Raw genomic sequence first — 13,352 nt, 5'->3', positions numbered from 1 at the left:
TTCATGGATTGAGAGAACGGTGGATTCATTCATTTATGCATCCATTCATTCATCGCTCGGACGGACAAGACAAATGACGCAAACCAACAATCTGATTTCCAAAGTGAGCTTCGGCGCAGTGGCCCTGGCTCTGGCAGCAAGCGCCCAGGCCGGTGTGGTCGTGGGTTGGAGCTTTGACAACGCGGCGCCCGGCCAGCCCGGCGGCATCGCCGCATCGACGGCCGCAGCGGGCGTGAGCAACGCCAACTTCAGCACGGCCAACGCGGGCGTGTGGAACTGGGGTGCCCCCTATGGAAATGTCGTGGGGACGCAGTTTTTCGGCAGCAACAGCAACACGCTCTCGCTGAGCTTCACGCTGGCGAACTCGCTGAATGACCTGACCCTGTCCTTCACCCACTACCACAACCACAACTTCGGCAACACCAGGCCCAGCTACAAGTACGCGGTGCAGATCAACAGCGGCAGCGGCTGGACCGATCTGGCTGCCGACTTGACGGCCTCCTCCGCCACCACCAGCGCGACCGAGCACATCACGCTGAGCAGCGGCCTGGCCGCAGGCAGCTACTCCATGCGCTGGATCGGCTATGGCTTTGGCGCCGGTGGCCGCGACACCAACTCCGACTTCTTTGCCCTGAACGATGTGAGCTTGAGCCAGCGCAATCAGGTGCCCGAGCCGGCCTCGCTGGCCCTGGTGGGCTTGGCCCTGGCCGGCATGACGCTGGCCCGCCGCCGCAAGCAGGCCTGATCGGCATGGGCGCCTGGGAAGGGCTGACTGGCACAATCGCGGCGACGAAACTCGCCGTAGCCGACCCATGCTGCTCAGTGAAGACCACCGCGCCATCCAGGACGCGATCCGTTCCTACGTCCAAGACCAGATCGCGCCCAAGGCGGCTGAGTGGGACAAGAGCCACCACTTCCCTGCCGCCGAGCTCAAGGGCCTGGCCGAGCTGGGCTGCTACGGCGTGGCCGTGCCCACCGAGTACGACGGCGCGGGCCTGGACTATCTGGCCCTGGCCCTGATCCTGGAAGAGATCGCGGCCGGTGACGGCGCCACCTCCACCGTGGTCAGCGTCAACAACTGCCCCGTCTGCTCCATCCTGATGGCCTTTGGCAACGAGGATCAGAAGCAGCGCTTCCTCAAGCCCCTGGCGCGCGGGGAGATGCTGGGTGCCTTCTGCCTGACCGAGCCGCATGTGGGCTCGGAGGCCGGCGGGCTCAAGACCACGGCCGTGCGCGAGGGCGATGAGTACGTGCTCAACGGCGTGAAGCAGTTCATCACCAGCGGCAAGAACGGCGATGTGGCCATCGTGATGGCCGTCACCGACAAGGCCGCGGGCAAGAAGGGCATCAGCGCCTTCCTGGTGCCCACCAACACGCCGGGCTATGTGGTGGCCCGCGTCGAGGACAAGATGGGCCAGCATGCCAGCGACACGGCGCAGATCAATTTCGAGAACTGCCGCGTGCCGGCCGCCAACCGCCTGGGCGAGGAGGGCCAGGGCCTGAAGATCGCGCTCTCGGGCCTGGAGGGTGGCCGCATCGGCATCGCCTCGCAATCGGTGGGCATGGCGCGCGCGGCGTTTGAAGCCGCGCTGCGCTACAGCAAGGACCGCAGCAGCTTCGGCCAGCCGATCTTTCAACACCAGGCCATCCAGTTCAAGCTGGCCGAGATGGCCACGCAGATCGAGGCCGCACGCCAGCTGATCTGGCATGCCGCCGCACTCAAGGACGCGGGTCAGCCCTGCCTTAAGGAAGCGGCCATGGCCAAGCTCTTTGCCAGCGAGATGGCCGAGAAGGTCTGCTCCGCCGCCATCCAGATCCATGGCGGCTATGGCTATGTGAGCGACTTCCCGGTGGAGCGCATCTACCGTGACGTGCGCGTGACCCAGATCTATGAGGGTACTTCCGAGGTGCAGAAGATCCTGATCGGTCGCGCCCTGTCATGAGCTTGGGCTAAGCTGCGCGCATGGACGACGCAGCCCCCCTCGAGGCCGAGAACCAGCACCTGCGCCAGCAGCTTCAGGCGCTGCTGCAGGAGGCTCGGGCCAATGAGGAAAAGATGCGCCGCTTCGAGCGGCTGGAGCATCGCCTGATCGGCGCGGCTTCCTTGCAGGAGTTGCTGCAGGTGTTGCTGCAGGACTACCGGCAGGTCTTTGCCCTGGACGAGGTGAGCCTGGCCTTGGTGGACGGCGAGCAGGAGCTGGCGCGGCTCTTGGGTGCCGCTCAGCCTGCAGGTCTGCGCCTGCTGCCCGACGCGGCCGCGCTGCAGCGTCTGCATGGCGAGACCGATTTGCCTCAGCTGGGGGCTTTCAAGCCGGCGCGCCACGGCGAGCTCTTTGCTCAAGTCATGGCTTCGGTGGCCCTGCTACCCATACGCCGTCACGGGCGGCTGATTGCCAGCCTGCACTTTGGGAGCCTGGACGCGCTTCGATACACCCCGGACGCCGGCACCCAGTTGCTGCAGCGCCTGGCCGGCATCCTGAGCGTGTGCCTGGAGAGCGCGCTCAACCAGGAGCGGCTCAAGCTGGCCGGGCTCACCGACGCGCTGACGGGCGTGCACAACCGCCGCTATTTCGAGCATCGCTGCCTGGTGGAGATCGCCCAGGCCCGGCGCCATCGCCATGCCCTGGCCTGCCTGTTCCTGGATATCGACGGCTTCAAGGCCATCAACGATCGCCACGGCCATGCCACGGGCGATATGGTGCTGCGCACCGTGGGTCAGAGCATCCAGGGCCAGCTGCGGGCCGGGGACACCATCGCCCGCTGGGGCGGCGAGGAATTCGTGGCCCTGCTGCCCCAGGCCGGCCTGCAGCAGGCGCGCGAAATTGCCGAGCGCATACGCGGGCGCATCGCGGCTCAGGCGGTGGAGGCTGGCGCCGCCTCGGTGGCGGTGACCATTTCCATCGGCCTGTCCCTGCTGGGGCAGGACATCGCCGGGCGCGAGCCCGCCCAGCTGGCCCAGGGCCTGCTGGCCGCGGCCGACCGGGCGCTCTATCGCGCCAAGCATGAGGGGCGCAACCGGGTGGTCAGCGAGGTCTGAGCCCCGCGAGCATGGCCGGCGCCAGGCCCCGACGCCGCGTTCAGAGACCGCCCCGGGTCAGGCGGGCAGGGTCCAGCAGCTGCCGCAGCTGCTCGCGCGGCAGGCCGCTCATCTCGGCGGCCACCTCGATGATGGGGCGGCCCTCACGGTAGGCGGTCTTGGCAATTTCCGCGGCCCTGGCGTAGCCAATCACCGGGTTCAGCGCCGTGACCAGGATGGGGTTGCGCGCCAGGGCCTGGTTCAGCGCGGCCTCCTTGACCTTGAAGCTGGCAATCGCGCGCTCGCCCAGCAGCTCGCTGGCGCGCGTGAGCAGATGCAGGCTGTCCAGCAGGTTGTGGGCCACCAGGGGCAGCATGACATTGAGCTCGAAATTGCCGCTCTGGCCGGCGATGGTGATGGCGGCGTCATGCCCGATCACCTGGGCCGCGATCATGGCCACGGCCTCCGGGATCACCGGGTTCACCTTGCCCGGCATGATGCTGGAGCCGGGCTGCAGGGGCTCCAGCTCGATCTCGGCCAGGCCGGCCAGGGGGCCGGAGTTCATCCAGCGCAGATCGTTGGCGATCTTCATCAGGCTCACGGCCAGGGCCTTGAGCGCGCCCGAGAGCGCTACGGCCGCGTCCTGCGAGCCCATGGCGGCGAAGAAGTCGGGCGCGGGCCGGAAGGTCAGGCCGGTGAGGGCGCTGATCTCCTGGGCAAAGCGCCGGGCGAAGTCCGGGTGCGCGTTGATGCCCGTGCCCACCGCGGTGCCGCCCTGGGCCAGGGCCTGGATGCGCGGCTGAAGCGTCTGCAGGCCCTCGATCTGGGCTTCGATCTGAGCGGCCCAGCCGCCCAGCACCTGGCCCAGGCGCACCGGCATGGCGTCCATCAGATGGGTGCGGCCGGTCTTCACATGGTGGCCGTCGCTGGCGCTCTTGGCGCCTATGGTCGCGACCAAGCCGCGCAGGGCCGGCAGCAGCTCCTTGTGCAGGGCCAGGGCGGCGGCGATGTGCAGGGCCGAGGGAATGGCGTCATTGCTGCTCTGGCCCATATTCACATGGTCGTTGGCACTGACGGCGACGGGCTCCCCGCCCTGGGCGCGCAGGCGGCGCGTGGCCAAGGTGGCCAGCACCTCGTTGGCGTTCATATTGCTGCTGGTGCCCGAGCCGGTCTGGAACACATCCACCGGGAAATGCTGCATGAAGTCGGGCTGGGCCAGCAGCTCGGTGGCCGCCTCCTCGATGGCGCGGGCCATGGCCACGGGCAGCAGGTCCAGGGCAGCATTGGCGCGGGCCGCGGCCTGCTTCTGGCGCAGCAGGGCGGCGATGAAACGCGCCGGCAGGGGGCCGCTGATCTGGAAGTTCTCCACCGCGCGCTGGGTCTGGGCGCCGTAGAGGGCATGGGCAGGAAGCTGCATCTCGCCCATGCTGTCGCGCTCGATACGGGTGGGGTTCATGGACGGCTCTCCTGAAGGGGGCGAATGCCGCTGACTTGGCGGGCTGTCCATGCTGGCAGTTTGAGGCGGGTGACGCAAGACGCGCCACCCAGGTGCATCGGCGGCCGCATGGCTGCCGGCGCCAGGGCCGGCGCGGCGGCTTCTTTCAGGCGAGCCGGAAGCGGTCCACCAGCTGAACCAGCTGCTGGGCCTGACGCCGCAAGCTCTCCGCCGCTGCGCTGGTCTGCTCCACCAGGGCCGCGTTCTGCTGCGTGCCTTCCTCGATGCGCAGCACCGCGGCATTGAGGCCGGACACGCTCTGGCTCTGTGCCAGGCTGGCGCGGCTGATCTCCTGGATCAGGCCCGAGACATCGCCGATGGCCTGCTCCACCTGCCGCATGGTCTGGCCGGCGGCTTGCACTTCCTGGGACCCGCGCTGCACGTTCTCGTTGCTGCCAAGAATCAAGCTGCGAATCTCACGGGCGGCCTGGGCACTGCGCTGCGCCAGCGTACGCACCTCGCCGGCCACCACGGCGAAGCCGCGTCCCTGCTCGCCGGCACGAGCCGCCTCCACCGCGGCATTCAGCGCCAGGATATTGGTCTGGAAGGCGATGTTGTCGATGACCTCGATGATGCTCACCACCCGCTCCGAGGCACCGTGGATGCTCTGCATGGTCTGCACCACGGTGGCAATGGCCTGGCCGCCGGCCAGGGCCACACCGCTGGCCTTCTGCGCCAGCTGCTCGGCCTGGCCGGCGCCCTCGGCGTTCTTGCGCACGGTGCCATCGAGCTGATCCATGGAGGAGGCCGTGCCCTGCAGGGCCGAGGCTTGTTGCTCCGTGCGCGCGGCCAGGTCGCTATTACCGGCCGCGATCTCAGCGCTGGCGGCGGCCACCGGCTCGGCGTTGTGGCGCACATCACTCACCAGGGCTCGCAGCTGCTGCTGCATGGTGCCCAGGGCTTGGAGCAGCTGGCCCAGTTCATCGCGCCCTGCGCCGGGCACGGGCGTGCTGAGATTACCCAGGGCGACAGCCGAAGCCAGGTCGGCGGCACTGCGCAAGGGGCCGATGACCGAGCGGGTGATGAACACGCCGATGGCGACGCCCAGGGCGCTGGCCAGCAGCATCAGGCCGAGACTCAGCAGGGTGGCCTGATGGCCGGAGGCATAGGCCTGCTGCGCCACCGCCTGGCTGTGCTCGGCAATCAGCGCGGTCAGCTTACGGAGATTCTGGGCCGGCTCCCGGTCGAGCCCGCGCACCACCATATCGCCGATGGACGGGTCCAGGCCGTTGTCCTGGAACTTTTCCAGGCCCTGTCTATACGCCTCGCCCATCTTGCGGTGGCTCAGCTGGAACTGCTGTGCCAGCGCGCCTTGCTCGGGTGTGAGCCGCGGCATCAGGGCCTGGACCTTGCTTTGCACCGCGGATTCCTCGGCCTGGAAGGCCTGCCAGTGCTTGTTGAACAGCGCGGTGTCCGAGCCGCGCAGCAGCACGTTCTTCCACTCCTGGACCTGGGTCTTGAAGTGGCTCTCCAGCTCGGCGGCCGCGCGCTCGGCGGCCATATGGCTGAGCACCTCGGTGTTGAAGACCTGCAGGGCCTGTCTGGCCGTCCAGAGTCCAAAGAATCCGGCGGCCAGGGTCAGCACCAGGGTCAGGGCGATGGCCAGGGGGAGTTTCCTGCTCAGCTTCATTCGTACAACCTGTGAATGGAAAGGAGGCGGCTGGATGCCGGAATGAGATTTTTCGTTACGAGCTTTCCCCAGTCCACCGTATTCAGATGACGGTCTGATGTCAATGTGACGTAGTTCACAAGAACCAGTTCGATACCTTGCGTCCCGCCATCGAAGCCCCGAATTGGGCAGGATCAAGCCTCTGTCACGGGAGGTGGTGCATGATGAGCATCCGGTGGCTGTCGCGACGGTGGCCCGGGCTTTGAAGCGAGGCAGTGATGGGCACGATTGCGATGACCTTCTTCCTGGAGTCGGAATTCGGCACCGAAGTGGAGTTGCCGCGTAGCGGCAGTGCGCTGGAGCAGCCCCTGGTCTACGACCAGGCGGCGCGCGAGCTGCAGGGGCTGGCCGCCCGAGGGCGGCTGCAGATCCTGCAGCTGCATGAGTCGTCCCAGAACGGGCAGACCCTGATCGACCGGCTGAGCTTTCTCCGCCTCAGCTGAGCTTCACAGCTCGGCCACGCCCTTGATGCGGATGGGCTGAGCTTCGGCCACGACCGGGCCGGCGCTGGCCCGGCCATGGAAGCGGTCCAGCAGGTCCTTCCACTGGGCCCGCACCGTCACCACATTGGCCAGCTTTACATGGCCGTAGCCGCGGATCTTCTCCGGCAGTCGGGCCAGCTGCACGGCCAGGTCCAGCTTCTCGGCGCTCAGCTGCTGCAGCAGCTCGGCGATCAGGGCCTCGTAGTCCGCAATCAGCTGGCGCTCCATGCGGCGCTCCTCGGTCTTGCCGAAGACATCGAGCGCCGTGCCGCGCAGGCGCTTGAAGCGGGCCAGGGTCTTGAGGGCCTTGAAGGTCCAGCTGCCCAACTCGATCTTCTTGGCGTGGCCGTTCGCATCGGGCTTGGACAGCAGGGGCGGGGCCATATGGAAGCTGATGCGCTCCCAGCCCTCGAACTGCTCCTTGAGCGCGGCCTCCCAGCGGCCGTCGGTGTAAAGGCGCGCCACCTCCCACTCGTCCTTGATGGCCAGCAGCTTGGCGTAGTAGCGGGCCACGGCCTTGGTGAGGCGCTCGGCCTTGCCTGCATCACCCAGCCGCGCCTCGGCGGCGCGCACCTGGTCCACCAGGGCCCGGTAGCGCTGCGCGTAGGCGGCGTCCTGGTAGTCGGTCAGGTGCTGCATGCGGCGCGCGATCAGGCCCTCGGGGCCATCCAGCTGGTCCTGGCCCAGCAGCAGCTGCACGGGCTGGGTTGAGTTGTCGCGGCCGGCCAGGCGCTTGAGCGCCTCGGGCGCGGCGATGGCCAGGCGGCCCAGGGCGAAGGCGGTCTTGTTGCCCTCCACGGCCACCCCATTGAGCTCGAAGGCGCGCATCAGGGCGGCCTCGCTCAGAGGAATCAGGCCGCGCTGCCAGCAGGCGCCCAGCATGATGATGTTGCTGGGCATGGTGTCGCCCATCAGCTGCTGGGCAATGGCCTGGGCGTCGATGCTGGAGAGCAGGGCGCTGTCGTTGCCGACCGCATGCAGCATCTTGGCCAGCAGAGAGTTGGCCTGCAGGCTGGCATCGGGGTTGCGCACAAAGGCGGCGGTGGGCAGCTCATGGGTGTTGGCCAGGATCACGGTGCGGCCGGCCTTGACCGTGCCCAGGGCATCGGGGCTGGCGCCCACCACCATATCGCAGGCCAGCAGCACATCGGCCTGCTGGGTGTCGATGCGCACCTGGTTCAAGAGGTCCTGCGTGGGAGCCAGGCGCACGAAGCTCAGCACCGAGCCGCCCTTCTGGGCAAAGCCCATGAAGTCCAGCACCGAGGCCTGCTTGCCTTCCAGATGCGCCGCCATGCTGACAAGCGCGCCCACGGTCACCACGCCGGTACCGCCCACGCCGGTGACCAGCAGGTCGAAGGGGCCGGTCCAGTTCCAGGCGGCCGGCGCCGCGATGGCGGCCAGCTCGCGGGCCAGGTCTTGCGCGGTGTATCCCGCGCCCACCTTCTTCTTCAGCTGGGCGCCATGCACCGAGACAAAGCTGGGGCAAAAGCCATTGACGCAGCTGAAGTCCTTGTTGCAGCTGCTCTGCTCGATGGCGCGCTTGCGGCCAAAGTCGGTTTCCACCGGCACGACGGAGAGGCAGTTCGAGGCCTGGCCGCAGTCGCCACAGCCCTCGCACACCGCCTCGTTGATGAAGAGGCGGCGCGGCGGGTCCGGGAATTCCTTTTTCTTGCGGCGGCGGCGCTTCTCGGCGGCGCAGGTCTGGTCGTAGATCAGCACCGTGACGCCCTCGATCTCCCGCAGCTCGCGCTGCACGGCGTCGAGCTTGCTGCGGTCGTGGAAGCTGGTGCCCGGCGGGAAGAGGCCGTGGTGGCCCTCGTATTTGGCGATGTCGTCGCTGACCACCACCAGGCGCTTCACGCCCTCGGCCTCCACCTGGCGCGCGATCTGGGGCACGCTGGTCTGGCCGTCCACGGGCTGGCCGCCGGTCATGGCCACCGCGTCGTTGTAGAGGATCTTGTAGGTGATGTTGGCGCGCGCCGCGATGGCTTGGCGGATGGCCAGATAGCCCGAGTGATAGTAGGTGCCATCACCCAGGTTCTGGAACACATGCTTCTCGGTGGTGAAGCGGCTGTGCGCGGCCCAGTCCACACCCTCGGCGCCCATCTGGATCAGCCCTGAGGTGCCGCGCTCCATCCAGCTGGCCATGAAGTGGCAGCCGATGCCGGCCAGCGCGCGCGAGCCCTCGGGCAACTTGGTGGAGGTGTTGTGCGGGCAGCCCGAGCAGAAGTAGGGCTGGCGGCGCACGCCGTCGGCGGCGTTGGAGAGCAGGCAGGGCGTGAGGAAGTCCACCACCAGGTGGCGGCGGTCCAGGGCCGGGTTCAGGCGCGCCAGCCAGTCGGCCACCGTGGGCATGATGCGGCTGGGCCGCAGCTCGCCCAGGGACGAGAGCACGGCCGCGCCTTGCTCATCGCTCTTGCCCACCACGCGCGGGCGCTGGGCATCGGGCAGGTGGTAGAGCAGCTCCTTGATCTGGCGCTCGACCACCGGAGCCTTCTCCTCGATGACCAGCATGTCCGTCAGCCCTTGTGCGAACTCGCGGATGCGCGTGGGCTCCAGCGGGTAGACCAGGCCCACCTTGTAGACCCGCACGCCGGCCGCGGCCAGGGCATTGGGGTCCAGGTCCAGGCGGCGCAGCACCTCCATGAAGTCGTAATGCGCCTTGCCCACGGTGACGATGCCCAGGGTGGCGCGCGGGCTCGTGACGATGTGCTTGTCGATGCTGTTGAGCTTGGCGAAGGCCAGCACCGCCTCCAGCTTGTGGGCCAGGCGCGATTCCAGCTCCAGCGAGGGCAGGTCCACCGCTCGGATGTGCAGATTGGTCGCTGGGGTGTGGTCCACCGGCAGTTCAAAGTCCAGCGGCACGCTGTCCAGATCCACGGTCATGCCGGACTCCACCACCTCGGAGATGGCCTTGAAGCCCACCCAGGTGCCGGAGAAGCGCGAGAGCGCCCAGCCGTAGAGCCCGAACTCCATGTACTCGGCCACATTGGCCGGGTGCACGATGGGCATGCTCCAGGCCTGCAGGGCCAGATCGCTCTGGTGCGGGGTGCTGGAGGACACGCAGCCGTGGTCGTCGCCGCAGACCACCAGCACGCCGCCCTGCGGCGCCGTGCCATACACATTGCCATGCTTGAGCGCGTCGCCCGAGCGGTCCACGCCGGGGCCCTTGCCGTACCACATGGCAAACACGCCATCCACCGTGCGCTTGGGGTCCAGGGCCACGCGCTGCACGCCCAGGCAGGCGGTGGCGGCCAGGTCCTCGTTGATCGCGGGCAGGAAGTTGATCTGCGCGGCGTCCAGGAACTTCTTGGCCTTCCAGAGCTGCTGGTCCACCATGCCCAGGGGCGAGCCGCGGTAGCCGGAGACAAAGCCCGCGGTCTTGAGGCCAGCGCGCTCGTCCAGGGCCTTTTGCGCCAGCAGCAGGCGCACCAGGGCCTGGGTGCCGGTCAGAAAGACCTGGCCCTGGTGGGCGCCGAGGTTGTCCGACAGCTTGTAGTCGCGCAGGGCGACATCCCGCGGCGGGGTGGTGGGCTGGGTCATCGCGGTCTCCTGGCTCTGGCTGGACAAGCGGGAGATTTTTCTTCAGGCAGTCCGGAGTTTCTTACTCTGATCGACGCAGTCAAGGGCTCGCGCGAGATAATTCAACTCGCTGGAGGCTTTTATGGGAAATGAACATTTCGACCGGGCGACGCGCATGATTCTGGAGGCCCTGCAGGCCGACAGCCGTCTGAGCAACCAGGCCCTGGCCGAGAAGGTGGGCCTGTCGGCCACGCCGGTGTGGCGCCGCATCAAGGAGCTGGAGGACAGCGGCGTGATCCGCCGCCATGTGGCGCTGGCCGACCGCGAGAAGCTGGGCCTGTCCATCTGCGTGCTGGCCAATGTGAGCCTGGTGCGGCACAGCGAGGGGGCGGTGGAGGCCTTTGAGGCCATGGTGGCCGGCAGCCCCGAGATCATCGAGTGCCAGGCCATCACCGGCGAGGCCGACTATGTGGTCAAGGTGGTGGCGCCCGACATGAAGGCCTATGACCAGTTCCTGCAGAGCAAGGTCTTCAAGGTGGCCGGCGTGGCCAGCGTGCGCAGCAATGTGGTGCTGCGCGAGGTCAAGTACGAGACGGCCCTGCCCGTGCCCTGAGGGCGGGGCCGCCCTCGATCAGCGGCTCTTGAGCTCCAGCTGCCGACGCTGCTCGCGCAGCGAGCTGGCCGAGCGGCCAAAGCTGATGGCGCCCAGCTGCGCCGGCTTGGCATCCAGGATGCGGGCAAAGGTGGAGCGCACGGTGTCGGGGTCGTCGTCAAAGTCGCCGTGGTGGCGGGCGCTGCTGAGCGGGGCGCGGCCCTTGTCCGGCGCCAGCACCAGGCGCGCGCGTCCCCCCTTGCCAAAGAGCGCGGCCAGCTCCGCATCGGCCTCGATGCAGTGCTGCAGGCCCAGCAGGGGCGTGCCGGCCTGCAGCCCGGGAATGCGCTGGCGCGCCTCGAAGGCGTGGGACACCAGGTAGAGCAGGGACTTGTTGTAGAGCTGGGCGCAGTGGTCGTCCTGCTCGGTGGCGTCGTCCAGGGCATAGACGGCCAGGTCCTCGATGCCGCCTTTTTTCAGCGCCGGCAGGTACTCGCGCTTGAAGAGCTCGGTGCTGCAGGCCGGGGCCCAGAGCGTGCAGCTGCGGATCTTGAGCCCGGCCGCGTTCAGCAGGCCCACCACCGGGGCCAGCAGGATGGACCCGGCGCTGTGCGCCACCAGATGGATCTCCAGGCCCTTCTCGGCCTGGGCCAGCTCGGCGAGCTCGGCCAGATGGCGCACCACCCGCCAGGCCGCACCGCCCTGGCGTGAGGCGGCCAGGGCGTTCTCCTTCATCTCGTCCCAGGCAGCCTTGCCGGTGAGCTGGCGCGCCACCGGCTCCAGCAGATCGTCCAGGCGGTCCAGCAGAAAGTCCTTGGCGGCGTCAAAGGCGCCCTCGGGGCGGCGGCGGCGCACGGCGTCCTGCAGGATATTGCTGACCGTGCTCCAGTAGTCGCTCTTCCAGATGAAGGCCAGGGGATAGACCTCGCCCTCCAAGAGGCCTGGCCGGTACTCGGCCAGGCGCTGCAGGGCCGCGGCCTCGCTGACCAGACCGCCGTGGGCATAGAGCAGCACGCGCTTCTTGGGCCAAGCGGCCAGGGTCTGGCCCAGGTCCTCGCGGAACAGGGTGGCCAGCTCCTCCTCGCTGAGCCCGTACTCGCCACCGGGGCGCAACCGGCCCTCATTGCCCACACTCACCACATGCGGGCGCAGCGCGGCAAAGCTGCTCTTGGCCGGGCCGCTGGGCGCGCTCGCGGCCGCGCCCGGCGCCGGCGCGGCCAGCTGCACCGGCACGCCCAGGCGCGCCACCCAGACGTCGGTGGCATGGCGCAGCCAGTCGGCATAGGCGATGCGGGCAAAGCCCTGGCGGCCCCAGTCCGGTCCCCAGGAGTTCTGGATCCAGAAGCCCTCGGCGTCATAGGCCACGATGGCGAAGGCGTGGCCGCCCTCGGGCGTTTCGCGCGGGCTGATCAGGCCGTCCTCGCCCACCTCGTCCCAGCCCGCATGCACCATGGAGGTGGCGAAGAGGATGCCCACCTCGGCCAGGGCCGCGTGCATGGCCACCAGGTCCTTGTGGTTGACGCGCAAATAGGCGCCCAGCGGGCGCTGCTGCGCGTCCTGCACCCGCGCCTGGGTCAGGCCGCCGGTGGCTCCGCGCTTGAGCTTGTAGGGCCAGGCGCTCTCGGCGCAGACCCCGTGCTTGTGCCAGCCCTTCATGGCGCCGCGGGCGCTGGAGCCGGCGTAGGCCTCACCGGGCCATTCGTCGTAGCGCCGCGCCATGTCGTAGAGCATGCGTGGGCTCACGGGCGTGGCATCGGGCACCACCTTGCGGCGGCGCAGCAGGTAGTTGGCCACCGTGGCCAGGCCGAAGCCGGTGCAGGCGCCTTCCTGCCCCTGGTCCAGGATGGGCACGCCATGGGCCTGGTAGTCCTCCAGGGCGATGCGCGTGGGCACCTCCACCAGGCTGGGCTGGTACATGCGGTCGCGAAAGTCCAGGGTGTCGCGGCGTGCATCGAGCACGCGCCTGGGCCGGGTGTCTGCTTGTCTCTTGCTGGCCATGTGATTGCCCCTTGTGAGGGGCGCAGCGTGCCAGCCCAGCCCGGCGCTGCCCATCCCCAGCAAAGGGGAGGGCGCCGTCCTGGATCGCGCGGCGGCTTTACTCGGCCGGCTTTTCGGGTGAGGAGGCGACCGCGTCTATCGTGGTCTCGATGACCTTGCCGCCCACCTTGACGCCGGTGCTGACCACGGCGCCCGTCACGCTGATGGCGGCCCCTGCGGCCGCACCCGCCACGCTCACCACGGCGCAGCCCGACAGGCTGAACGCCAGCAGGGGCAGGAAGACGATCAGGGCGCTGGCGCGACGAAGCGGGGGCAGTTGGCTGTGCATGCCCGCATTGTGCCCAAGGCGCGGCTTGTGCCATGCTCGGCCCATGTTTGCCGTGTATGGACTGCAGGGGCGGCTCTACAGCGGGCCGCTGGATCGGGTGCGGGAGCTGGGCGCCGTGCAGGCCGTGGCCCGGCTGCGGGCGCTGGCGCCCGTGCAGCAGCAGGACGAACCCGATCTGGCCGAGCGCCTGGCGGCGCGCGAGGAGGGGCGTGCGCGTGGTGGCGGGGTGGTGGCGTCGAGCAGCCCGGCC

General features: G+C 68.6%; 11 protein-coding genes. 6 read left to right on the top strand and 5 right to left on the bottom strand.

Features of this window, described 5'->3' with window-relative positions:
• Positions 1–73: 73 nt before the first annotated feature.
• The 3 genes from ACK5F2_RS08040 (at position 74) to ACK5F2_RS08030 (ending at position 3,037) form a co-directional block, all read left to right on the top strand.
• Positions 74–745, top strand: coding sequence for a PEP-CTERM sorting domain-containing protein (locus ACK5F2_RS08040; protein WP_409863975.1), 672 nt, complete (start codon positions 74–76; stop codon positions 743–745).
• A gap of 67 nt (positions 746–812) precedes the next feature.
• Complete coding sequence (locus ACK5F2_RS08035; RefSeq protein ID WP_409863974.1) at positions 813–1,943, top strand: acyl-CoA dehydrogenase family protein; 1,131 nt, start codon at positions 813–815, stop codon at positions 1,941–1,943.
• A gap of 20 nt (positions 1,944–1,963) precedes the next feature.
• Positions 1,964–3,037, top strand: a complete 1,074-nt coding sequence (locus tag ACK5F2_RS08030) for a DUF484 family protein (RefSeq protein ID WP_409863973.1) — start codon at positions 1,964–1,966, stop codon at positions 3,035–3,037.
• A gap of 40 nt (positions 3,038–3,077) precedes the next feature.
• Here ACK5F2_RS08030 and ACK5F2_RS08025 read toward each other — a convergent pair whose 3' ends face one another.
• Both ACK5F2_RS08025 and ACK5F2_RS08020 read right to left on the bottom strand, forming a co-directional pair.
• On the bottom strand, positions 3,078–4,472 hold the full coding sequence (locus tag ACK5F2_RS08025) for a class II fumarate hydratase (protein WP_409863972.1): 1,395 nt from the start codon (positions 4,470–4,472) through the stop codon (positions 3,078–3,080).
• 145 nt (positions 4,473–4,617) lie between these two features.
• Positions 4,618–6,141, bottom strand: coding sequence for a methyl-accepting chemotaxis protein (locus ACK5F2_RS08020; protein WP_409863971.1), 1,524 nt, complete (start codon positions 6,139–6,141; stop codon positions 4,618–4,620).
• 257 nt (positions 6,142–6,398) lie between these two features.
• Here ACK5F2_RS08020 and ACK5F2_RS08015 point away from each other — a divergent pair, with 257 nt between their 5' ends.
• Positions 6,399–6,623 carry a hypothetical protein gene (locus ACK5F2_RS08015; protein ID WP_409863970.1) on the top strand — a complete coding sequence of 75 codons (225 nt, stop codon included), beginning with the start codon at positions 6,399–6,401 and terminating at the stop codon, positions 6,621–6,623.
• Between the two features lie 3 nt (positions 6,624–6,626).
• Here ACK5F2_RS08015 and ACK5F2_RS08010 read toward each other — a convergent pair whose 3' ends face one another.
• The gene (locus ACK5F2_RS08010; RefSeq protein WP_409863969.1) at positions 6,627–10,205 is read right to left on the bottom strand and encodes an indolepyruvate ferredoxin oxidoreductase family protein; all 3,579 of its coding nucleotides are present in this window, start codon (positions 10,203–10,205) and stop codon (positions 6,627–6,629) included.
• 121 nt (positions 10,206–10,326) lie between these two features.
• Between ACK5F2_RS08010 and ACK5F2_RS08005 the strand changes: the two genes are divergently transcribed.
• Positions 10,327–10,797: an Lrp/AsnC family transcriptional regulator gene (locus ACK5F2_RS08005; protein ID WP_133603879.1), complete on the top strand. Its 471-nt coding sequence runs from the start codon at positions 10,327–10,329 to the stop codon at positions 10,795–10,797.
• An 18-nt stretch (positions 10,798–10,815) separates the two neighbouring features.
• Here the strand turns inward: ACK5F2_RS08005 and ACK5F2_RS08000 are convergent, their stop codons facing one another.
• On the bottom strand, positions 10,816–12,774 hold the full coding sequence (locus ACK5F2_RS08000; RefSeq protein ID WP_409863968.1) for a C1 family peptidase: 1,959 nt from the start codon (positions 12,772–12,774) through the stop codon (positions 10,816–10,818).
• 97 nt (positions 12,775–12,871) lie between these two features.
• Positions 12,872–13,102, bottom strand: coding sequence for a hypothetical protein (locus ACK5F2_RS07995; RefSeq protein WP_409863967.1), 231 nt, complete (start codon positions 13,100–13,102; stop codon positions 12,872–12,874).
• Positions 13,103–13,145: 43 nt separating this feature from the next.
• Here ACK5F2_RS07995 and ACK5F2_RS07990 point away from each other — a divergent pair.
• A partial coding sequence (locus tag ACK5F2_RS07990) for a hypothetical protein (RefSeq protein WP_409863965.1) occupies positions 13,146–13,352 on the top strand: 207 nt, incomplete at its 3' end.

Source organism: Roseateles sp., assembly GCF_046300915.1.
In the GTDB taxonomy this organism is placed as follows: domain Bacteria; phylum Pseudomonadota; class Gammaproteobacteria; order Burkholderiales; family Burkholderiaceae_C; genus Kinneretia.
This window is presented reverse-complemented; position numbering and strand designations above follow the sequence as displayed.